The sequence below is a fragment of the Streptomyces sp. NPDC059248 genome (genome assembly GCF_042753905.1).
In the GTDB taxonomy this organism is placed as follows: Bacteria; Actinomycetota; Actinomycetes; order Streptomycetales; family Streptomycetaceae; genus Streptomyces.
Window position 1 is genome coordinate 48,714 of record NZ_JBHYZV010000041.1, and the last position, 20,245, is coordinate 68,958.

Genomic DNA, 20,245 nt, shown 5'->3' on the forward strand with positions numbered 1-20,245 from the left:
CACCTGCCCCGAGCACATCGTCGACGCGTACCGGCCCGCACGGCGAACCGGTACGGCGGATCAGGCGCCGAGTCGACCGTCCTCGTCGTCGTTGTCGCGCCGCTGATCCCCCGCACGGACACACGCCGCCTCCCGCGCCGCCAGCACCTCGTCGCCGTGCTCGAAGGCCCAGGCGCCGATGGTCTCGATGGGGCCCAGCAGTGTGCGGCCCAGGTCCGTGAGGGCGTACTCGATCCGGGTGGGAGTGTCGGGGGGTTCGTGGCGGGTGACGAGGCCGTTGGAGTGGAGGCGGCGGAGGGTTTCGGTGAGGACCTTGGAGCTGATGCCGCCGATGCGGCGGCGGAGGTCGGACGGGCGGTGGGGGCCGTCGCGGAGGGCGTGGAGCAGGACCGGGTTCCACGTGTTGGCGAGCAGGTCGAAGGCGAGGCGGGCGCGGCAGTCGGCGAGGAAGGCGTCTGGCGTCACGTACCAGATGGTGCCCGACCGGGTGCCTAGCGTCGACGGGGACGGTCGGAGTGGTAAGTGGAGAGGGGACGTGTGATGAGGATCGGCGTACTGGGGACCGGGGCCATGGCCGACGCGCTCGGCAGTCACTGGGCGCGGGCAGGGCATCGGGTGGTCGTCGGGGGGCGGGACGTCCGGAAGGCCGAGGAGCTCGCGGAGCGGATTGGCGGTGGGGCGGAGGGTGCGGGGATGCGCGCGGCGGCCGAGTTCGGGGAGGTGGTGCTGGGCGCGCTGCCCTTCGCGGCGGGGGCGGAGGTGGTGCGAGGGCTGCGTGCGGCCCTGGACGGCAAGGTGCTGCTCGACTGCTCCAACCCGGTCGGGCCGGGGTTCCGGCTGCTGACGGACGGCGGGCCTCCGGCCGCGCGGCGGCTGGCCGACGCGGCGCCGGGGGCCCGGGTGGTCAAGGCGTTCAACCTCTGCCACGAGGACGTGTGGCGTATGCGCCCGCCGGTGTTCGACGGGCGGCCGCTGGCCGTGCCGGTCTGCGGGGACGACGCCTCGGCCCTCGTACGGGTAAGGGAATTGGTGCGGGACGCGGGCTGCGAACCCCTGGCCGCCGGTGGTCTGGAACGCGCGGGGCTGCTGGAGGCGACGGCCGCCCTGTTCATCGGGTTGTGGGTCGGCGAGGGCGCGGACGTGCAGGCGATCGCGCCCCCGCTGCCGTACGCGGCCGGCGCTGTTTCGCGTACACCGGTCCCGGGAAAGTGATCCGGGGTTCGGGACGGCGGTTGTGCTTCCGGAGGTGTGTGGCGGAGTGACGGACGACGGTACGGAAGAGGCTTGGTCCGGCATGAGCCCCGCGGTGCGGGAGGCGTACGGTCCGGCGGATCTGAGCCGGGAGCCGATCTTTGCCGGGGGGTTCATCAACTTCGGGTACTGGCGCGATGTGGATCTGGACGCCCCGCTGGGCGAGGCGGAGCGGGTGCGCAGTCAGGAGGATCTGTACCGGCGGGTCCTCGACGGGCTCGCGCCGCCGGCCGGGGCGACGGTCCTGGAGGTCGGCTGCGGGCTCGGGATGGGGTGCGCGGTGGCCCTGCGGGAGTACGCGCCCGCCGCGATCACCGGTATGGACGTCCACCCCGAGCAGTTGCGGCGGGCCCGCGAGGCGCAGAAGGACCTGCTCGGCGCGGAACCCGGGCGGCTGCGGTTCGTCCGGGGTGCCGCCGAGCGGATGCCGTGGGACGGGCCCGAGTTCGACGCGGTCATCAGTGTGGAGGCCGCACAGCACTTCCCCGACCTCCGCGCCTTCGCGGCGGAGACCGCACGCGTACTGCGGCCCGGCGGGCGGGTGGGCGTTACCAGTTTCTTCGCGGTGGACGGCGCCCCGGCCCGCCCCGGGCAGCTCGCGAAGCTGCTGGAGACCTTCGCGAACGGTCTGGACATCGCCCGCCCGGTCGGCGCGCTCGCGGACGCCTTCACCGAGGCGGGGCTCGACGACGTACGCGTCGAGTCGATCGGGGAGCGGGTCTGGCCCGGCTGGGACCTGTGGCTCGGCCGGTGGTGGCCGCCGGGGAGCTGGCCGCGGAACTTCCGGCAGGCGTGGGAGCGGGGCATTCTGGACTACTACGTCATCACCGCCACCGCCGCCCGGCTGCGGTAGTCGGCGGACTGGGGGGCGGTGACGACCGGTCGGTCCTGTCGGACTACTTCGGGAGGATGAAGGGGCCCACCTCCTTGGCCCAGACCGGTTCCACCACGGTCCCCTTCGCGGTCGTCGTCGCCTTCAGGGCGAGGCTGCTGCCCATGAACCGCAGATCGATGGCGAAGTGGGTGGTCGACCCGGTCCGTTTCAGGCCATGGATGGCCGGGTTGTCGTAATTGAGGCCGTTGAGGACCTTCCGGACCTGGTCGGGGGCGGTGGACTTGCCGGCGAGGGCCTTGCTGATCCGCTCCCCGTGGCGCTTGCCCGCGCACGTCTCTTCGGCGCTCAGCTCCGACGGCGGTTCGATGCCTTCGACCCGCTCCGGCCTGGGCTCCGCGTCGTCGACCGGGGGCGCCCCGAGGTCGGCCGGGGGCTCCTCGCCCGGCGGAAGCACCTCTTCCGACACGGGCGGGACGGGGTCGGGGTAGCAGGGCTCCGCGACCTGGACGATCATCTCGAGGAAGGCCAAGCTCACCTGGGAGTCGCCGGCGTCGTCGTCGGGCGTCTCCTCCTGCGCGGCCGCGGCCGGGGCGGCGGCGGGCTGGTTCTGCGCCTGGTTCTGCGTCCGTGCGGTGCCGGTCGGCGCGTCCTCGCCGTTCGCGTTCGCCTTGTCGGTGCCGCAGGCGGTGAGAGCGAGTACCACGGCGACCGCGGTGCCCGCCAGAGCGAGCCGCGAACGGCGGGAGGTGCGGGGCGAGTGGCCGATGGCTGCGTCGTATCGGGTCATGCGGCCAGCTTTCGGCCAAGATCGAGCCACCACATGAGCATCCGTACTCAGACGAACACCGTGATACGAACTCGGGTACGGAGGCCCCGGCAAGATCGATGAGAGGCTGCCCGGAGAGCGTCGACGAGGGGAGCACGGGATGATCCGCTGGGTGTACGCGTTCGTGGACCGGCCGTTCGAGGAGTTCGCCGGGGCGGCCGAGTTCTGGACCGCCGTCACCGGGACCCGGTTGTCCGCGCCGCGCGGTGACAAGGGGGAGTTCGCGACCCTGTTGCCGGACGCCGCCGTGGCCGATCCGCATATCAAGGTGCAGGGGGTCGCCGACGGAGGCGACGCCGTGCGCGGCGCGCATATCGACTTCGCCGTGGAGGACGTACCCGCGTTCGTGGCGCGGGCCGTCGGTGCCGGAGCCGTCGTGGTGGGCGATCACGACGGGTGGACCGTACTGAAGTCCCCCGCCGGACAGGCGTTCTGCGCCGTGCCCTGGCAGGGCGAGGCGCGCCGGTCCGGGGTCTTCGCGGGGACCCGGCTCGACCAGGTCTGTCTCGATATCACTCCGGAGATATACGAGTCGGAGACCGCGTTCTGGAGCGCGGCGACCGGCTGGCCGCTGCTGTACGCGCCGCGGGCGGAGTACCGCGCCGTGCAGGGCCCGGCCGGGCTTCCCCTGCGGCTGCTGCTCCAGCGGCTCGACGAGTCGCGGGCGACCGGCGCGCATCTCGACTTCTCCGCCGCGGACCGGGCGGCGACCGCCGCCGCGCACGAGGCGCTGGGGGCGACCGTGGTGGAGACGGGGGAGCACTGGACCGTGCTGCGGGATCCCGCGGGGGGCGTGTACTGCCTCACCGACCGGGACCCGGCCACCAGTCTCGAAGAAGGCTGAACCGATGGCGGTACGGTACGGGCCCCGCGCCGGGAGCGCGGGGCCCGAACCGTATCGAAACGCCTGCTAGCAGGACGACGAACAGCCGCAACAGGCCGACTTGACCTGCACGTTGTCGATAACCGGGCCGTGCGCGCCCGGGGTGCCGCTGACGAAGGTCAGCGTCGTCGCCGCCGCGCCCGCCGTGAAGTCGAACTGCCGGTTCACATAGCCCATGTTCGGCCGGGTCTTGCCGGTGACGTCGAAGGAGAAGTCCTGGAAGTTCTGGCCGTCGATCAGAACCCGGCCCGTCTTCACGGCCGGGGTGGACGCGCCGTCGACGTTCCCGGCCAGGGAGTAGCTGACGGTGTACGACCGCCCGGGGACGGTCGTGAACGTCTGGGCGACCGTCCCCGGTGCCCCGGCGTTCAGGTCGATGGACTGGTCGCCCTCGGCCGCCTGCCAGAACCCGTTGTCGATCAGGTCGATACCGCCCGCCCCCACCCGCCACGGGCCGAGGAAGCTGCCGGCGGCATGGGTCGAGAAGGAGTTCGCGGGGGCGAGCGGGTACTCGAAGCTGCCGTTGTCGAACCGGCTGAGCGCCGCGGCCTGGGCGGGCGCGGCGAGGACGGCGCCCGTCGCGGCGAGCGCGAGGCCGGTCGCGATGAGGGCGGTACGGGCACGCAGGGCTGACATGGAACCTCCGTGGAATTCTGGGAACGCGTCGGCATCGGTCGATTTCGGCGACCCCGGCGGGCATATTTCCCGCCCGACGAATTTCCCGTTCATCGGCCCGGAGGCCAACCCCGAAAAGGCGGCGCACTTCGGCTCTACGCCCGGAGCCGATGCCTCCGCGCGCCGGTTTCGATACCGGTGGACGACCGTACGCGCCGGTCAGAGCCGCAGGTCGGAGCCGCTCTGAGGAGGCGGGCCCCTTTTCTCGTCATGGATATTCCGTGAAGAGATACGGCGGAAACGATACTGCGCCAGTCGATCATTGCGCGGGATTCTCATACGATAAATCCGGGGCCGTCATCAGGGATTTCGGTACGGGGTTCGGTGCGGCGAACGGAAAAGCGGGCGGCCCCACCGCGAGGGGGGAGCGCGGCGGGGCCTGACCCGCCCCTGCCCGGGTCCCGCCGGGTTATGCACGGGGACGGTGCGAGGGCGGTGCGAGGACGGCGCGAGGGCGGTGCGACAGCGGCGCGAGGACGGTGCGAGGGCAGCCGTACGACGAATGGCTCGCATCGCGTAGTACGCGCTGTGTACTATCCGGCCCCATGCAGACCCATGACGCGCAGACCCTCGTCCTGACCGTCCTCGCCGAAGGTCCCGGCCACGGCTATGCCGTCAACGCCGCCGTCGAGAAGCTCTCCGGCGCCCGGCTCGGCGCGGGCAGCCTCTACGGCGCCCTCGAACGGCTGGAGCGGAAGGGGTTGATCGAGCCGATGGAGGTACGGGGCCGCCGGCGGCCGTACCGGATCACGGGCCGGGGCCGGGACGTACTCGCCCGGGAGGCGCGGACCATGGGACGGGTCAGCGGCCAGGTCTTCGAGACCGTCCCGCCCGACGAGATCCACTATCTCGACCGGGTCGCCGCCGGCGCGGGCCGGTCGTACAAACACGTGGCACGGCACGAACTCCGGGCCCGCGCCGGGCACACCGTCCTCGACCTGGGCTGCGGGCCCGGCACCGATCTGGAGTCGCTCGCCCGCCAGGTGGGTCCCGGGGGCTCGGTGATCGGGATCGACGCGAGCCGGGAGATGGTGGAGCGGGCGGGGGAGCGGACCGCGGCCGAGGAGAACGTGGAGGTACGCGTCGGTGACGTCCACCGGCTGCCGCTCCCGGACGCCGGGGCCGACCGGGCGCGAACGGACCGGGTACTCCAGCACGTCGAGGACCCGGCCGCCGTCCTCGCCGAGGTCCGGCGGGTGCTGCGCCCCGGCGGACGCCTGGTCATGGCCGAACCCGACTGGGACTCCCTCGCCGTCGACCACCCCGACCTGGAGACCGCCCGCGCCTACACCCGGCACATCACGGACCGGATCGTCCGCAACGGGATCCTGGGCCGCCAACTGCCGCGGCTCGCGCGGGCGGCGGGCTTCGACGTACCGACGGTCACCCCGGTGACCTCCGTCTTCCGCGACGTCCGCGCCGCCGACGACGTCTTCGGACTGCACCGCAACACCGAACGCGCGATCGCCGCCGGATATCTGTCGCGGGAGCAGGGCGACGCCTGGCTCGGCACGCTCGCGTCGGACGGGCCCTTCTTCGCGTCGGTGACGCTGTACGTGGTCGTGGCCGATGTACCGCCCTCCCGGCCGTGACGCACGCGCCCCCGACACCGCTCAGGTGCCGGGGGGCGCTTCGGGCCGGTTTCGCAGGAACGTTACGGCGCCGGTTCGTACGTCACCTGGTCACCGGAGCAGTCGGCGGCCAGTTCGTACAGCTTCGTCTGCTCGGACTGGTCGACGGTCAGACCCCAGCGGAGCTTGGTCGCCAGCCATTCCGAGGTGTAGCGACAGAGCGCGCCGGTCGAGGTCGGCAGCCATTGGGCGGGGTCCTGGTCGGACTTGGAGCGGTTTGAGGCGGCGGTGACGGCGACCAGGGAGGCGGCCTGGCCCTGGTCGTTGGCGTAGGCCTCGCGGCGGGCGGCGGTCCAGTCGGATGCGCCGGAGTCCCAGGCCTCGGCGAGCGGCACCATGTGGTCGATGTCGAGCGCGGCGGCGGAGGTGACGGTCTTGTTGTCGTAGTACGAGAGCCACTTGCCGCCGGTCAGGGCGCAGCGCGCGCCGACGGTGGGGGCGGTGACGGCCTCGGAGATGAGGACTTCGTTACGGGTGTTGCAGCCGTCGGGCTTCAACCCCGCGTTCCAGTGCTTGAACTTGGTCCGCTCGTAGCCCGTACGGTCCTCCGTCCGTACGGAGAGCCGGTTGACGGCGAGGAGGATCGGCACGGTCTGCGGGGCGGCGGCCTTGGCGCCGGGGGCACCTTCAGGGGCGGGGGCCTGGGCGGCCGGGGCGCCTTCAGGGGCGGGCGCGGCCGGCGCGGCCGACGCGGGGACGGTGAGGGCGAGGGGGACGAGCGCGAGTGCCGCCGCGGTCGCGGCGCGCTTCAGGCGGATAACCATGTCAACTTGAGTACGTGCAGTTCACCCCTACGTGGTGCCATGAATCGGGGAACTGGTGCGGATGACGTAATCCGTTCACCGTAGAAACGTTTCTGCGCGTGGGGGTGAGGGCACCCGAGGCCCATGCCCGTGACCCGTCCCGGCGCGGGTGCGTTGTCCCGGCATGACCAAGACGCAGCGCATCCTCACCGCCGTCGCCCTCGCCGCCGGTGCCTCCGCCCTCTCCGTGTCCGGCGCCTCCGCTGCCGGACACCACACGGGCGGCCAGTCGCCGGAGGGCGTGCAGTCCCTGACCGACGGGGTGTCGTCCCTCCAGGGCGGGCTCAAGGAGCTGAACCAGCTGAACCAGCTGATGGAGGTGCCCAACGCGCTGGCCCCGCTGATCGACCCGGTCGCGCAGGTCGCGGGCGCGATCCAGTAGTCCGGGCGGCGGCGGTCCGCCCTCCGGCGCGTACGGCCGCGGCGTCCCCCGCCCCCGCCCCCGCCCCGCCCCCACCCTTCGCCGACCCGTCCGGGCCTGTTCGGGACCGTTCGGGCCTGTTCGGAACCGTCCGGAGAGAATCCCGGAAAGAAATCCGGGAAATCTCGTCGGCCGGTGTCGAGAAGCCGTCATCGGCTCCGACGTCTCCTGTGAAAGCCGCCCACGAGGGGCGGGGCCGCGGGAGGGATCCCCGGCCGCGGGACCGAACGAACGAGGAGTGGACATGAAGTATCTGGTTCAGATCCAGGGCACCCAGGCCGCGTACGAGGCCATGGCGGGCAAGCCCTCCGCGGGCAACCCGGCGTGGAGCGAGGCCGATCTGGCCGCGATGTTCGCGCACATGGGAGCCCTCAACGACGACCTCGCCGAGACCGGCGAACTGGTCGACGGCAACGGACTCGCCGAGCCCGACCGCGCCCGTTACGTCCTGGCGGGCCCGGGCGGCAAGCCGGTGATCACGGACGGGCCGTACAGCGAGACCAAGGAGGTGCTCGCCGGGTACTGGGTGCTCGACTGCGCGAGCCTCGACCGGGTGACCGAGATCGCCGCCCGGGTCGCCTCGTGTCCGATCCCCGAGGGCTCCACGCCTTCGCCGATCGTGATCCAGCCCATCCAGGAGGCGCCGGGCGCCTGAATCCCGGCGCCGCGCGGGGCGGCCGGAGGCCCGTGATACGTACTGCGGCTATGAGCCGTAGCCGTACGAACGCCGACGCCTGCCACGACAGCTCCGCCGGGAACGTAACCGCCGGGGCCGAAACCGTCGGGGCCGAAACCGTCGGGACCGGGACCGCCGGGGCCGAGACCGCCGACGTCGGGACCGCCGACGCCGCCGCGGCCAGGGCCGGCACCGAGGACGACGCCACCACCGAGGACCTGCTGCGCCTGCACGCGCCGCAGGTCCTCGGCGCGCTCGTCCGCCGCTACGGGCACTTCGACCTCGCCGAGGACGCCGTCCAGGAGGCCCTGATCGCCGCCGCCCGCCAGTGGCCCGACGAGGGCGTCCCCGCCAACCCCCGCGGCTGGCTCATCAGGGTCGCCGCCCGCCGCCAGGTCGATCTGCTCCGTGCCGACGAGGCCCGCCGCCGCCGGGAGGAGAGCGCCGCGACCCTCGCACCGCGCGACGCCCACACCGCCCCCGCGCCCGGTGAGGACCGAGCCCCCTCCGACGACGACACCCTCACCCTCCTCTTTCTCTGCTGCCACCCCGATCTCACCGCCGCCGCGCAGATCGCCCTCACCCTGCGGGCCGTCGGCGGGCTGACCACCGCCGAGATCGCCCGCGCCCATCTGGTGCCCGAGGCGACCATGGCCCAGCGGATCAGCCGGGCGAAGCAGAAGATCCAGGGCGTGCCGTTCGTCCCGCCGGGCCCCGGGGACCGCGACCGGCGGCTCGCCGTCGTCCTGGAAGTCCTGTACCTGATCTTCAACGAGGGGTACACGGCCTCGTCCGGCAGCCGCCTCCACCGCTCCGACCTGGCCCGGGAGGCGATCCGGCTGACCCGCCGGGTCCGCCGGCTGCTGCCCCGCGAGGGCGCGGTCACCGGACTGCTGGCGCTGATGCTGCTCACCGAGGCGCGTTCCCCGGCCCGCAGCGGCCCGGACGGTGAGCTGATCCCGCTCGACGAACAGGACCGGACGCGGTGGGACCGTACGGCGATCGACGAGGGCACGGCCCTGGTCGAGGAGGCGCTGGGACAGGGCCCGGCCGGGGTCTACCAGCTCCAGGCCGCCGTCGCGGCCCTCCACGACGAGGCGCCGCGCGCCGATGACACCGACTGGCCGCAGATCCTCGCCCTGTACGACCTTTTGGTCTCGATCACCCCCGAACCGATGGCCGAACTGGGGCGGGCCGTCGCCCTCGCCCGGGTACGCGGGCCCGAGGCCGGCCTCGCCGAGGTCGACCGGCTGGCGGAACGACCGGCGGACCGGCTGGCGGGACACCACCGGCTCGACGCCGTACGGGCCCATCTGCTGGAGGAGGCCGGACGGCCGGACGAGGCCCGGGAGGCGTACGAACGCGCCGCCGGCGCCACCCTCAGCGACCCCGAGGCCCGCTATCTCCGCGCCCGGGCCGCCCGCCTCACCGGCTGATACCAGGATCGACAGGTTTGCCGGGGTTGACCCTCACGCAACGTCAACTTCTACCGTTCGGGTCATGGAGTGGTCGATCCAAGAGGTCGCCCGGCGCGCCGGGACGACCAGCCGCACCCTGCGGCACTACGCGGACATCGGGCTGCTGGAGCCCCTGCGGACCGGGGCGAACGGCTATCGCTACTACGGGCCGGACGAGCTGGTCAGGCTCCAGCGGATCCTGCTCCTGCGCGAGCTGGGGCTCGGGCTGCCCGCGATCGCCGAGGTACTGGCCGGTCAGCGCGATACGACCGGCGCGCTCCGGGCCCATCTGGAGCTGCTGGAGCTGGAGCGGGACCGGCTGGCCCGCCGGATCGCCTCGGTACGGACCACCTTGCTGAAGACCCGGAGAGGAGAGGAACTGATGGCGGAGGACGTGCTCGACGGATTCGACGACAAGCGGTACGAGAAGGAGGTCACCGAGCGCTGGGGCGCGGACGCCTGGCGGGACGGCAGGCGGTGGTGGTCGGCGCTCGACGAGGAGGCGCGGCGCACCCACCTGGCGGACCACGAGGACATCGCCCGCGACTACGCGCGCGCCCTGAAGGACGGCGCCGACCCCGGGGACGAGACGGCGCAGGCGGTCACCCGGCGGATGTACACCTGGCAGTCCGCGGTACGGGCCCCGTCGAAGTACCACTTCATCGGCCTCGGCGAGATGTTCGCCGCGGACCGCCGCTTCGGCGACAACTACGACAAGTACGGGGAGGGGACGGCGGCCTTCGTCCGGGACGCGATGCGCGTCTACGCGGACCGTCATCTCGCCGACTGACGGGCCCCGCGAGAACTCGTGAGGCCGTGGGGGCGGAAATGGTCGTGAGAGGTGCTCCGGATGGCGTAAGGTTGTGTTCAACGGCGCGGGGTGGAGCAGCTCGGTAGCTCGCTGGGCTCATAACCCAGAGGTCGCAGGTTCAAATCCTGTCCCCGCTACTGAAGACGCGGCCCGGTATTCCTTCACGGAATACCGGGCCGTTGTCATTTTCGTATCGGCCCGGTTTTCCGGTGTTTTGGTCTGCCCGATTCCCGGGTTCCCGGTTGTGCCCGGTGCCCGGTGCCCGGTCCCGTGCCCCGTTTCTCGGTTCCCGGGCCCGTTTTCTTTCGGGCCCCCGCGGCGCCCCTGCGGGCGGACCCGTCCCCCGTCCGGTCCACCGTGGCTCGCCCTCCGCCCGCCCGGCCGTGACGCTGAGGTGAGAGGAGAGCATCCGTGGCGGAGGAAGAACAACCGAACGTGTCCGGTGGTGCCCGGCGACTCGCCCGGATGCTGCCGTCTCTGATGATCATCGCGGGTGTGCTCTACGACCTGGCGACGCCCGCGAAGTTCACCGCCGTGCCCATGTTCACCGCCGCCCCGCTGCTCGCCGCGCCCTTCTTCTCGTTCTCCGTCACCCTGGTGACCGGAGTCTTCGCCGTCCTGACCGAGGTGGGCCTCGACCTCTACAACGACGTCCTCGACGAGACCCAGGCGTATACCGAGCTGACCACCGTCGTCACCGTCTCGGCGCTCGCCCTCTTCATCAACCGGGTCGTCACCCGGGGCAATGAGCGGCTCGCCTCCGCCCGGGTGATCGCCGAGACCGCGCAGCGCGCCGTGCTGCCCACCCCCGCCGAGGAGATCGGCGGGCTGCGGGTCGCCGCCCGGTACGAGGCCGCGCTCGCCGACGCCTTCATCGGCGGCGACCTCTTCGCCGTCCAGGACACCCCGCACGGGGTGCGCCTGGTGGTGGGCGACGTCCGGGGCAAGGGCCTGGGGGCGGTGGAGGCGGTGGCCGTCCTCATCGGCGCCTTTCGGGAGTCCGCCGAGCGGGAGCCGACGCTGGAGGAGGTCGCCGACCGGCTGGAGCAGGCGCTGGTACGGGAGGGCCTGCGGCGCGGAGGGCCCGACGAGCGGGCCGACGAGAACATCGCCCACTTCGAGGGGTTCGCGACCGTGGTGCTCGCCGAGATCCCGCGCGGGACGGGGATCGTACGGATGCTCAACCGCGGGCACCCCGATCCGCTGCTGCTCCACGGTGACGGCCGGGCGAGGTTTCTGCCGCCGGACGACGCGGCCCTGCCGCTGGGGATGCGCGAGCTGGGGGAGTGGCCGGGGCGGACCGAGACCCATCCGATGCCCGAGGGGTCGACCCTGCTGCTGTACACCGACGGGCTCTCCGAGGCGCGGAACGCGGCGGGGGACTTCTACGAGCCGGGGGCGCGGCTCGGGGGCCGGGTGTTCCCGGGGCCCGGGGAGCTGCTGGACGCGCTCGTCGACGACGTGCGGCGGCACACGGCCGGCGGGGCGACGGACGACATGGCGCTGCTGGCCGTCGCCCGGCCGGCGGTCGACGACCCGTCCGACCCCGGTCGACCCCGGGGACAGGCGGCGCTCCGGGGTCTTGGATAAAGACTTGACCAACCCTTCGCCAAGTATCCGAGCCTATGTGCCATTGCACGGCCGTTTTCTCGACCGAGGGTAACCGCGTCGTCGCTGTGGATATACCGATTGACGATCCGTCAGTGCCGGGGTCCGTGTCGACGGGGTGTCAGGTCGATGATCCGCGGGGTGACTCGCCCGATTTGACGATCTTCTGTCCTGGTTGATCCACCGGTCGGGTTTAACGATCATCAGGAACGGCTTGGAAAACATTCCCGGTGTCTATTAACGTTCGATAACGCAGCACGGTCGTCCCAGTCGCCGTCAGGGTGGCTCCGTGCTGATGCGCCGAATCCCGTCAGGGAACCGGGGAACCACTTCTTGGGGTGAATCGGGTGCCTCCGCAGCCTGCGGAGACACGCGTAGGAGACCTTCCTGCTCCGAACCCGTCAGCTAACCCGGTAGGCGAGAAGGAAGGAAAGGAGTACGCCTCAGTGGCGTCCAACAGCCCTGCCCCGCAGGCCCCCGCAGGCCCCGGGTATCTGCACTCCGGCTTCCGTGAGGACGGCGGGCCCGAGCGGTCCACCGACGAGTGGAACCCCAGCGCCGAGACGATCGCCTCCAACCGGGGCAAGCACCGCGTACTGCGCCAGCAGCGCCGGGCCTTCGCCCGTAGCTCCACCGTTCTCGGTGTCGGTGTGATCGCCGCCGTCGGCGCGGGCGGTATCGCCACCGCGCAGGACAAGGCCCCGATCTCCATATCCCTCCCCGACGGTCTCGGCGGCGAGGACGAGGGTCCCGCCCCGGCCGGTCTCGCCACGATGGGCGCCCCCGGCGCCCAGGTCGAGGAGGCCGACGCCGCCGCCGGTGACGCCCTGCGCTCCCGGATCCTCCAGCAGGCCGAGCAGCAGCAGGCCGTGGCCGACGCCGAGCGCCGCGCCGCCGCCGAGAAGGCCGCCGCCGAACAGGCCGCCGAGGACGCGATGAAGGCGTCCGCCGACGCCAAGAAGAAGGCGGACGACGCGAAGAAGAAGGCCGCGGAGGAAGCCAAGAAGAAGGCGGAGGCCGACCGGATCGCCAAGCTGGCGAAGAGCTTCGCCCTCCCCACCTCGAACTACATCATCACCTCGACCTACGGTCAGTCCGGTTCGATGTGGTCCTCGGGCTCGCACACCGGTACCGACTTCGCCGCCGCCGCAGGTACGCCGACCAAGGCCGTCGGCGCGGGCACCATCAAGTCCGCGGGCATGGCGGGCGCGTACGGCTACCAGATCATCCTCCAGCTGAACGACGGCACCGAGGTGATGTACGCCCACCTGTCGTCGATCAACGCCAGCCCCGGCCAGAAGGTCGCCGCGGGCGACATGATCGGCCGCGTCGGCGCGACCGGCAACGTCACCGGCGACCACCTCCACATGGAGGTCAAGACGGCCGGCGGCTCGGTCATCGACCCCATCTCGTGGCTGCGCGGCAAGGGCCTCAACCCCTGAGCCCCCTCCACCCGCTGAACCCGCTGGACCCCCCGGGCCCCGTCTGAACCACCGGCAGCTCTGACGCATCACCCCCCGACGTCAGAGCTGCCGGTTTTCTCGTACGCCGTCTCCCCTGTCCGCCGTCTCCCCCGCCCGCCGTGTACCGGACCTGTCCGCCGCGCGTCCGGACCCCGGGTCGTCAGACGCGGTACGGGTTGTACCCCTCGTAGTCCCGGTACGGCGGCGGCACCAGCACCGCGCCCGCCGCCCGGGCGCCGTAGGTGAGCGCCGGACCCGCCACCGCCTTCCGGTTCCACATGTGGTGCAGCAACTCCTGCTCCCGCGCCACGAAGTCCGGGCCGGCGGTCCCGCGCAGCGCCCGGTCCCGCAGGAACGCCAGTGACGTCGCGAACCGTACGTACTCCGAAACCGCGTGGACGGCGGCCGACCCCTGGCTCCGCCGGGCGAAGGACCGGGCCTCGGACCGCGCCCGCATCGACGCCAGCGCCGCGGGCTCGGCGGACCCCAGCCAGCCGGCGGCGGCGTACGGCGGCAGCGCGACGGAGATCGTCCGCAGCTCGCGCTGCCGGGACCAGATCGTCAGCCACGTCAGCAGCGCGAAGGCCGGGACCATGAACATCCCGTACACCAGATAGAAGCCGAACGGGCCGAGATAGGACGCCGAACCGTTCCACAGGGCGTGCATCGCCATCGACAGCAGCAACCCCAGAACCGGCAGGACGATCCGGCGCACCCGCCATCGCCGCGCCGCCAGCGCCGCGAAGCCGAGACCGAGGCCGGTGAATACGGTGAAGAGGGGATGCGCGAACGGCGACATGACGACCCGTACGAAGAACGTCGCCGCCGCCGACGCGATGCCCGAGCCGCCCGCCGACTGCTCCTCGTCGAAGGCCGTACCGAGATAGAGGATGTTCTCGGTGAAGGCGAAACCGGTCGCGGTGAAACCGGCGATCACCACCCCGTCCACCAGACCGGTGAAGTGGTGGCGCCGGAAGAAGAAGACCAGGAAGACCGCGGCGCCCTTCGCGGTCTCCTCGACGACGGGGGCGACCAGGGTCGCGCCGAGGTTGTCGGCGCTCGCCGGGTCGGCCGTGGTGTTCGCGATCCACTGGATGGCGAAGGTATTGGCCAGGATCGACACCAGGGCGGCGGCGAAGGCGCCCCAGGCGAAGGCGAAGGCCAGGTTCCGCCAGGGTCTCGGCTCCACCCGGCCCAGCCAGCGGAAGGCGGCGAGCAGCAGGGGTACGGGGAGGGTGGCGAGGCCGAGACCGACGAGGAAGCCCTCGGAGCCGGTCTGCTCCCGGACCATCGCCAGGATCACCAGCGCGCACAGGGCGAGCAGCAGGATCAGCACCCCGGCCCGGATCGCCTTGCTGCGCCACAGCCGGGACACCCGGGGTTTGTAGCGCCACCGGGAACGCTCCGGCATGGCGTCGAAGACCGGTCGCGCGGCATACGCGGGCACGGCGGGGTGGGTCGTGGGGTGGGGCGCCGAGTGGGTCGTGGGATGTGGCGAGGGGTGGGTCGCGGAGTGGGGCGCGGGTTGGTCTGCGGGGTGGTCCGCCGTCACGGCATCCGGAACCCCGGGCCGGGGCCCGGGAAGCTCGGCGCGTTCCGGATGGGGCCGGAAGGCGGTGGCCTCGGGGGTCGACGGAGGCGGGACGGGACGCGGAGTGGACGGCTCTGACACCCGTCGACACTAACGACCCCCACCGACAACCGGCGACGGTTAATCGGATCCCCTGGCCGGTTGCCGCGCCCCGAACCGGAATCCGGAGCCCCGTCCGGATCGCCCCGCGGACAGGGCCCGCGGACAGGGCCCGGGGTCAGACGCGACGGAAAAGCAGGTCCCGCACCACATGCCCCTTGTCGAGACCCTGCCCCTCGAACCGCGTCCGCGGCCTGAAGTCGGGCCTGGGCGCGAAGCCGCCGCCGTCCGCGGTGTTCTCGAAGTCGGGGTGCGCGGAGAGCACCTCCAGCATCTGGTCCGCGTACGGCTCCCAGTCCGTGGCGCAGTGCAGTACGGCACCCGGCTTCAGCACGCGCGCGGCGAGCGTCAGGAACTCGGGCTGGATCAGCCGCCGCTTGTGGTGCCGCTTCTTGGGCCACGGGTCGGGGAAGTACACCCGCATCCCGTCGAGCGCGGCGGGCGTCAGCTGCTCCCGCAGCAGGATGATCGCGTCACCGTTGGCCACCCGCACATTCGTGAGCCCGTTCCGCTCGGCGAGACCGAGGAGGTTGCCCTGCCCGGGGGTGTGGACGTCCACGGCCAGGATCCCGGTCCCCGGGTCGGCGGCGGCCATCCGCGCCGTCGCCTCGCCCATGCCGAAGCCGATCTCCAGCACGACGGGCAGTCCCTCGAACATCGCACCGAGGTCGAGGGTGCCCCGGCCGTCGATGTCGAGGCCCCAGACCGGCCACAGCCGGCGGAGGGCGTCCTCCTGCCCGGTGGTCACTCGGCTGCGCCGGGGCTGGAAGCTCCGGATCCGCCGCTCGTGGTGCGATCCGGCGGGATCGGCCGCGGGTCCGCCGGGGAACCTGGGCTCGTCCCGCCGCCGTACCGGAGCGGCGGCGCTCCCGGGCTGCTCGGGGCCTTCGGGGGTCTTGGGGGTGTGGGGGCGCGGTGTCGACACAATGGGTCAATTCTACGGTGACCCGCCGCCCCCCGGCCGCGCCCCGCTGCTGGGCCCGGCCCGCCCCGCGAGCCCCTGCAGGACGCGGAAGAGATGGCCTACAGCATCGCCCGGACCCGGCGGGCCACCTCGCGGCCGATCGGGAGCGACGCCGTCGCCGCGGGCGAGGGCGCGTTCACCACATGGACCACCTGGCGGGTCTCCCGTATCAGGAAGTCGTCGACGAGCGTGCCGTCCTTGAGCACGGCCTGGGCCCTGACCCCGGCGTCCGTCCGCCGCAGTCCGTCCGCAGTCACCGCGGGCAGCAGCCGCCGGACCGCCGCCGCGAACGCCTCCTTCGATATCGAGCGGCGCAGCTCGCCCGCCCCGTACCGCCAGTGGCGGCCGGCCATCCGCCAGCTTCCGGGCCAGGCCAGGGTGTCCGCCAGCTCCCCCGGGCGGATCACGCCCCAGCCGTAGCCCTCGCGGGCGAGCGCCGGGACCGCGTTCGGCCCGACGTGGACCGAGCCGTCGACGCCCCGGGTGAGATGGACGCCGAGGAACGGGAACGCCGGGTCGGGCACGGGATAGACCAGGCCCCTGACCAGGGACGGGTCCGTCAGCTCGTAGTACTCCCCGCGGAAGGGGATGATCCGCGCGCCCGGGTCGTCGCCGGTGAGCCGGGCCACCCGGTCGCTCCGCAGCCCCGCGCAGTTCACCAGGGCACGGGCCCGCAGCACCGTACCGGCGGCCGTACGGACCGCGACCCCCCAGGGGCGGCGGTCCACCGCGACGACCTCCTCGCCGCAGCGCAGCTCGGCCCCGGCCGCGCCCGCCTCGTCGGCCAGTTTCCGCGCGACGGCGCCGAAGTCGCAGATCCCCGTCGTCCCGACGTGGATCGCGGCAAGACCGCGGACCTCCGGCTCGTACTCCGTGATCTGCGAGGGGCCCAGCTCCCGTACCGGGATCCCGTTCTCCCGGCCGCGCTGGACCAGGGCGTGCAGCCGGGGCAGCTCGTCGCGCCCGGTGGCCACGATCAGCTTGCCCGTCACCTGATGGGGCAGGCCGTGCTCGACGCAGAACTTGACCGTCTCGGCCGCGCCCGCGACCGCGTACCGCGCCTTGCGGGAACCGGGCCGGTAATAGATCCCGCTGTGGATCACACCGCTGTTGCGCCCGGTCTGGTGGCGGGCGGGAGCCGCCTCCTTCTCCAGCACCACCACCCGGGTCCCGGGGACCGAGCGGGTGAGGGCGTACGCCGTCGACAGGCCGACGATCCCGCCGCCGATGATCAGCACATCGCAGTCGTAGCCGCGGACGGTCCGCCGTCCGGTATTCGTCATCGCTCGACCTTCCACCGCGAGCTCCCCGCGTTCCTCGCCGCCACGCCCCGGCCACCGCCTCTCCGGCGGCCGTCCCGGGCCGCCGTACGTCCCACACCGATAGTGCACCCCGCCACTGACAACGCCCCTGACAACGCCACCGGTCCGCGACCGGCCGCCGCCGGAGCGGGCCGATCAGCACGGCCCGCACGGCCCGCACGGCTCGTACCGCGCCGCTCGGCCCGGTGCGGCTACGCCGGTGCCATCAGCAGCGGCCGGGCCCGCTCCCGCAGCTCGGCGACGCGGGGCTCGTCGCCGTACGGCTCCAGCTTGTGCAACAGATCCCGTACGTACTCCGTGGTCCGTACGGACGAGATCCGGCCCGCGACCTCCACCGCCCGCACGCCCGCGGCGCAGGCCGCGTCCAGATTGCCCGACTCCAGCTCGGCGAAGGCGCCGACCACCAGCCGCAGCCCGTGCGACCTGACGAACTCGTCCGTCGGCTGGGACAGCGCCTTCTCGGTGAACCGCCGCACCTGCCGGGGCAGCCGCAGATCGCGGTAGGCCTCCGCCGCGTCCGCCGCGTACCGGTCGTAGGTGTAGAAGCCCAGCCAGGAGGGGTCGGGGTCGCCGTCGCGGGACCGCTCAAGCCAGCTCTCCGCCGCCTTCAGCGCCGCGATCGCCGCCGCCGCGTCGTTCGCCTTGGCGTGCGCCCGCGCCTCCACCAGCCGGAAGAAGCTCATCGTGCGCGCCGTCGCGAGCCCCCGGTTGCGCTCCAGCGCCGCCTGGGCGAGGTCGACGCCCTCGTCGGCGAAGCCGCGGTAGATGGACTGGAGCGACATCGATGCCAGGACATAGCCGCCCAGCGGTACGTCGGCGGCCGCGCGGGCCAGCCGCAGCGCCTGGATGTAGTAGCGCTGGGCGGCCTCCTGCTGCCCGGTGTCGAAGGCCATCCAGCCGGCCAGCCGGGTCAGTTCGGCGGTCGCGCCGAACAGGGCCCGCCCGACCTCGTCCGAGTACGAGCCCAGCAGCAGCGGCGCGGCGTCGACCCGCAGGCACTCGGGGACCATCGACGACCGCCAGTCGCCGCCGCCGTACTTGGAGTCCCAGCGGCGGGCGTCCTCCGCGGCCTCGCGCAGCTTGGCGACGTCGCTGTGGCCCACCCGCAGGTCGTCAGCGGCGGCCTGGCCTGAACCGTGCTGTCGCGGGCCGCCCGCGCCCGGCGCCCCGGATCCGGTGGTGGCCGAAGACGATGTGTCGGGGACGTGGTCGGAGTGGCCGGATGAATGGCCGGAGTGCGCGGGCGCGTGCGCCGTGGTGTGCGCCGTACCGCCGGTCGACCGTTCGCCCCCACCGCTTCCACCGGCCTCTTCGTCCTCACGGAACCCCATGGCCCCGGGAGTCGCACAAGGCGGCGGAGGCCGCTCCACCGACGGATCAGCGGGTGTTATCAGCCATCGGGAAGCGGGGGTGGCATAGGCGCTCACGGAGAAGGATCCGGCCAGGGACTGCCAGATTCCGCCGCTGCCCGCCCGTCGTCCGGCCAGATCCAGCCGGTACAGATCGGTGGCGGACTTCACCGCCTGCCGGACGTCGCGCGGGAAGGCGAGACCGACCTCCGGCGCCGGATCGGCGTCGGCGAGCCCGATCTCGTGCAGCGGTACCGGCCGGCCGAGTTTGGAGCCGATGGCGGCGGCGATCAGATGCGGTGCCGCGCCCTGCGGGACCATGCCCTTGGAGACCCACCGCGCCACCGACGTCTTGTCGTAACGGAGCGTCAGGCCCCGTTGCGCTCCGAGGTCGTTGACCCTCCGGGCGAGCCCCGCGTTGCTGATTCCCGCGAGGGCGAGAACCGTCCCGAGCTTTTCGTTCGGCCCGCGTTGCTCCCTGGACATGCGCCCCACCCCTCGACACACCGACGGCCGCCGCGACGCTGCCCCGCGCCCGGCTTTCGTACCGACACCCCACCCCGAGAAGCCGCCCCGGCGCGCGGCTGCCACCGCGCTCCCGTCCCGGCTGCAAAATCGCCTGGCCGAGCCCTCCGGAATATGCCCATCGGTTCAGAACATCAGTAAACCCAGCGTAGTTCGCCGCATCCCGACCGTTAAGGGGCGGTGTTCCCTATGGCGAGATTGTTGTGCGTGTGAGCGAACCCCGCCGGGGCGCGCCGTGGACACACGGTGAACGCGCCACGGGTGGCGCGTCCCCGCCACCCGTCCCGCGGGTCGTCCGCTCCGGACGGCCGGACGGTTCCCGGGGAGCCGGACCGTCCGCCCGCCCGGCCGACCGTCCGGCCGCCCCTTCGACGGACGCCAGGCGGACATCCGACGGGCATCCGACGGTTGCCCGCCGGATGCCCGACGCATGCCCGGGAGGTGCCGGAAGGGCCGCCCGGCAGGCGCCGGAAGAACCTGCGGAGGTCCCCGAAGGGCCCCGCGCCGGCCGTCCGTGCGAGCCGCGTCGGACCTGTCCCGTACCCGTCCCGCGCCCGCCCGGCGCCCCTCCCGTACCCGCCCCGTACCCATCCCGCGCCTGCTCCGCGCCCGCGGCCGGCCGTCCGGCGGGCGCGGGGCGCGCACCCCGTCGCACCCCGGTGGCCGCCCCGCCCGGGGTCGCGTCCGCGGTGCACGGACCCCGCCCGTGCCCCCGGCCGTCCCCGCCCCCGGGCCGGGTCGCGCCGGATCCGGGGCCGCCGGGCACGGACGGCGGGGCCGGTCGCGGGCGTGCTCCGGGTGTGTGGCCGTGCGCCCGCCCGTGCGCTCTGGCCCGGGCTTCGGCCGAGGGCTTCCATGAGAGTCGCGTGGGTCGGCCCGCTGCGTACTGGAACCAGCGGGCTGGGGGACACCGCCGCCTTCAATCCCCGCGGGCGGCGGACGGTCCGGGAGGCGTATGGCGCCTCCCGGACTGTCGTATCCGGGCGTGTACGGGCGTACGCCGTACCCCGGCGGCCCCCGGCCCCCCCCCCCCCCCCCCGAGAAACCCCGAGAAC

At 73.0% G+C, this 20,245-nt stretch carries 18 protein-coding genes, 1 tRNA gene and 1 riboswitch; of the genes, 11 read left to right on the forward strand and 8 right to left on the reverse strand.

The features are described 5' to 3' along the window. Positions 1-60: 60 nt before the first annotated feature. Positions 61-465, reverse strand: a complete 405-nt coding sequence (locus tag ACFXG1_RS19190) for a winged helix-turn-helix transcriptional regulator (protein ID WP_384709748.1) — start codon at positions 463-465, stop codon at positions 61-63. A gap of 75 nt (positions 466-540) precedes the next feature. Between ACFXG1_RS19190 and ACFXG1_RS19195 the strand changes: the two genes are divergently transcribed. Continuing rightward, the gene (locus tag ACFXG1_RS19195; protein ID WP_384709751.1) at positions 541-1,212 is read left to right on the forward strand and encodes an NADPH-dependent F420 reductase; all 672 of its coding nucleotides are present in this window, start codon (positions 541-543) and stop codon (positions 1,210-1,212) included. 82 nt (positions 1,213-1,294) lie between these two features. Beyond that, complete coding sequence (locus ACFXG1_RS19200) at positions 1,295-2,104, forward strand: class I SAM-dependent methyltransferase (protein WP_384709754.1); 810 nt, start codon at positions 1,295-1,297, stop codon at positions 2,102-2,104. Between the two features lie 43 nt (positions 2,105-2,147). Here ACFXG1_RS19200 and ACFXG1_RS19205 read toward each other — a convergent pair whose 3' ends face one another. Continuing rightward, the gene (locus ACFXG1_RS19205) at positions 2,148-2,873 is read right to left on the reverse strand and encodes a hypothetical protein (protein ID WP_384709757.1); all 726 of its coding nucleotides are present in this window, start codon (positions 2,871-2,873) and stop codon (positions 2,148-2,150) included. A 139-nt stretch (positions 2,874-3,012) separates the two neighbouring features. On the opposite strand from ACFXG1_RS19205, the gene ACFXG1_RS19210 reads away from it, so the two are divergent. Continuing rightward, on the forward strand, positions 3,013-3,756 hold the full coding sequence (locus ACFXG1_RS19210; RefSeq protein ID WP_384743738.1) for a VOC family protein: 744 nt from the start codon (positions 3,013-3,015) through the stop codon (positions 3,754-3,756). 66 nt (positions 3,757-3,822) lie between these two features. Here ACFXG1_RS19210 and ACFXG1_RS19215 read toward each other — a convergent pair whose 3' ends face one another. Then, on the reverse strand, positions 3,823-4,431 hold the full coding sequence (locus tag ACFXG1_RS19215; RefSeq protein WP_384721119.1) for a choice-of-anchor C family protein: 609 nt from the start codon (positions 4,429-4,431) through the stop codon (positions 3,823-3,825). A 584-nt stretch (positions 4,432-5,015) separates the two neighbouring features. Between ACFXG1_RS19215 and ACFXG1_RS19220 the strand changes: the two genes are divergently transcribed. Beyond that, positions 5,016-6,062: a methyltransferase domain-containing protein gene (locus ACFXG1_RS19220; RefSeq protein WP_384721116.1), complete on the forward strand. Its 1,047-nt coding sequence runs from the start codon at positions 5,016-5,018 to the stop codon at positions 6,060-6,062. A gap of 62 nt (positions 6,063-6,124) precedes the next feature. Here the strand turns inward: ACFXG1_RS19220 and ACFXG1_RS19225 are convergent, their stop codons facing one another. Continuing rightward, positions 6,125-6,865, reverse strand: a complete 741-nt coding sequence (locus ACFXG1_RS19225; RefSeq protein WP_384721113.1) for an HNH endonuclease family protein — start codon at positions 6,863-6,865, stop codon at positions 6,125-6,127. Positions 6,866-7,028: 163 nt separating this feature from the next. Between ACFXG1_RS19225 and ACFXG1_RS19230 the strand changes: the two genes are divergently transcribed. The 7 genes from ACFXG1_RS19230 to ACFXG1_RS19260 all read left to right on the forward strand — a co-directional run bounded on the left by ACFXG1_RS19230 (position 7,029) and on the right by ACFXG1_RS19260 (position 13,319). Then, positions 7,029-7,286, forward strand: coding sequence for a hypothetical protein (locus tag ACFXG1_RS19230; RefSeq protein ID WP_384743742.1), 258 nt, complete (start codon positions 7,029-7,031; stop codon positions 7,284-7,286). A gap of 283 nt (positions 7,287-7,569) precedes the next feature. Then, positions 7,570-7,980 carry a YciI family protein gene (locus ACFXG1_RS19235; protein ID WP_384712139.1) on the forward strand — a complete coding sequence of 137 codons (411 nt, stop codon included), beginning with the start codon at positions 7,570-7,572 and terminating at the stop codon, positions 7,978-7,980. A gap of 50 nt (positions 7,981-8,030) precedes the next feature. After that, positions 8,031-9,437, forward strand: a complete 1,407-nt coding sequence (locus ACFXG1_RS19240; RefSeq protein ID WP_384712136.1) for an RNA polymerase sigma factor — start codon at positions 8,031-8,033, stop codon at positions 9,435-9,437. A 64-nt stretch (positions 9,438-9,501) separates the two neighbouring features. Beyond that, positions 9,502-10,248: a MerR family transcriptional regulator gene (locus ACFXG1_RS19245; RefSeq protein WP_384712133.1), complete on the forward strand. Its 747-nt coding sequence runs from the start codon at positions 9,502-9,504 to the stop codon at positions 10,246-10,248. An 84-nt stretch (positions 10,249-10,332) separates the two neighbouring features. Then, positions 10,333-10,406: transfer RNA gene (locus ACFXG1_RS19250), tRNA-Met, on the forward strand. Positions 10,407-10,680: 274 nt separating this feature from the next. Beyond that, positions 10,681-11,859, forward strand: a complete 1,179-nt coding sequence (locus ACFXG1_RS19255; RefSeq protein WP_384712130.1) for a PP2C family protein-serine/threonine phosphatase — start codon at positions 10,681-10,683, stop codon at positions 11,857-11,859. 306 nt (positions 11,860-12,165) lie between these two features. Then, a riboswitch (cyclic di-AMP (ydaO/yuaA leader) is annotated at positions 12,166-12,312 on the forward strand. 11 nt (positions 12,313-12,323) lie between these two features. After that, positions 12,324-13,319 (forward strand): M23 family metallopeptidase, encoded by a 996-nt coding sequence (locus ACFXG1_RS19260; protein WP_384712127.1) that lies wholly within the window; start codon positions 12,324-12,326, stop codon positions 13,317-13,319. A 181-nt stretch (positions 13,320-13,500) separates the two neighbouring features. Here the strand turns inward: ACFXG1_RS19260 and ACFXG1_RS19265 are convergent, their stop codons facing one another. The 4 genes from ACFXG1_RS19265 to ACFXG1_RS19280 all read right to left on the reverse strand — a co-directional run bounded on the left by ACFXG1_RS19265 (position 13,501) and on the right by ACFXG1_RS19280 (position 19,151). Further along, entirely contained in the window at positions 13,501-14,751 is a 1,251-nt protein-coding gene (locus ACFXG1_RS19265) for a PrsW family intramembrane metalloprotease (RefSeq protein WP_384712145.1), read from the reverse strand. A gap of 397 nt (positions 14,752-15,148) precedes the next feature. Next, positions 15,149-15,955: a tRNA (guanosine(46)-N7)-methyltransferase TrmB gene (gene trmB / locus ACFXG1_RS19270; RefSeq protein WP_384712124.1), complete on the reverse strand. Its 807-nt coding sequence runs from the start codon at positions 15,953-15,955 to the stop codon at positions 15,149-15,151. A gap of 98 nt (positions 15,956-16,053) precedes the next feature. Next, complete coding sequence (gene lhgO / locus ACFXG1_RS19275; RefSeq protein WP_384712121.1) at positions 16,054-17,277, reverse strand: L-2-hydroxyglutarate oxidase; 1,224 nt, start codon at positions 17,275-17,277, stop codon at positions 16,054-16,056. A 230-nt stretch (positions 17,278-17,507) separates the two neighbouring features. Continuing rightward, positions 17,508-19,151, reverse strand: coding sequence for a sporulation protein (locus tag ACFXG1_RS19280; RefSeq protein WP_384743749.1), 1,644 nt, complete (start codon positions 19,149-19,151; stop codon positions 17,508-17,510). Positions 19,152-20,245: the final 1,094 nt, after the last annotated feature.

Bases quoted from the DNA above. Each gene is read 5' to 3' on its own strand.
- ACFXG1_RS19225 (WP_384721113.1), bottom strand. From the start codon at position 6,865: ATGGTTATCCGCCTGAAGCGCGCCGCGACCGCGGCGGCACTCGCGCTC.
- ACFXG1_RS19220 (WP_384721116.1), top strand. From the start codon at position 5,016: ATGCAGACCCATGACGCGCAGACCCTCGTCCTGACCGTCCTCGCCGAA.
- lhgO (WP_384712121.1), bottom strand. From the start codon at position 17,277: ATGACGAATACCGGACGGCGGACCGTCCGCGGCTACGACTGCGATGTG.
- ACFXG1_RS19265 (WP_384712145.1), bottom strand. From the start codon at position 14,751: ATGCCGGAGCGTTCCCGGTGGCGCTACAAACCCCGGGTGTCCCGGCTG.
- ACFXG1_RS19210 (WP_384743738.1), top strand. From the start codon at position 3,013: ATGATCCGCTGGGTGTACGCGTTCGTGGACCGGCCGTTCGAGGAGTTC.
- ACFXG1_RS19205 (WP_384709757.1), bottom strand. From the start codon at position 2,873: ATGACCCGATACGACGCAGCCATCGGCCACTCGCCCCGCACCTCCCGC.
- ACFXG1_RS19200 (WP_384709754.1), top strand. From the start codon at position 1,295: ATGAGCCCCGCGGTGCGGGAGGCGTACGGTCCGGCGGATCTGAGCCGG.
- ACFXG1_RS19235 (WP_384712139.1), top strand. From the start codon at position 7,570: ATGAAGTATCTGGTTCAGATCCAGGGCACCCAGGCCGCGTACGAGGCC.
- ACFXG1_RS19230 (WP_384743742.1), top strand. From the start codon at position 7,029: ATGACCAAGACGCAGCGCATCCTCACCGCCGTCGCCCTCGCCGCCGGT.
- ACFXG1_RS19240 (WP_384712136.1), top strand. From the start codon at position 8,031: ATGAGCCGTAGCCGTACGAACGCCGACGCCTGCCACGACAGCTCCGCC.
- ACFXG1_RS19195 (WP_384709751.1), top strand. From the start codon at position 541: ATGAGGATCGGCGTACTGGGGACCGGGGCCATGGCCGACGCGCTCGGC.
- ACFXG1_RS19245 (WP_384712133.1), top strand. From the start codon at position 9,502: ATGGAGTGGTCGATCCAAGAGGTCGCCCGGCGCGCCGGGACGACCAGC.
- ACFXG1_RS19215 (WP_384721119.1), bottom strand. From the start codon at position 4,431: ATGTCAGCCCTGCGTGCCCGTACCGCCCTCATCGCGACCGGCCTCGCG.
- ACFXG1_RS19280 (WP_384743749.1), bottom strand. From the start codon at position 19,151: ATGTCCAGGGAGCAACGCGGGCCGAACGAAAAGCTCGGGACGGTTCTC.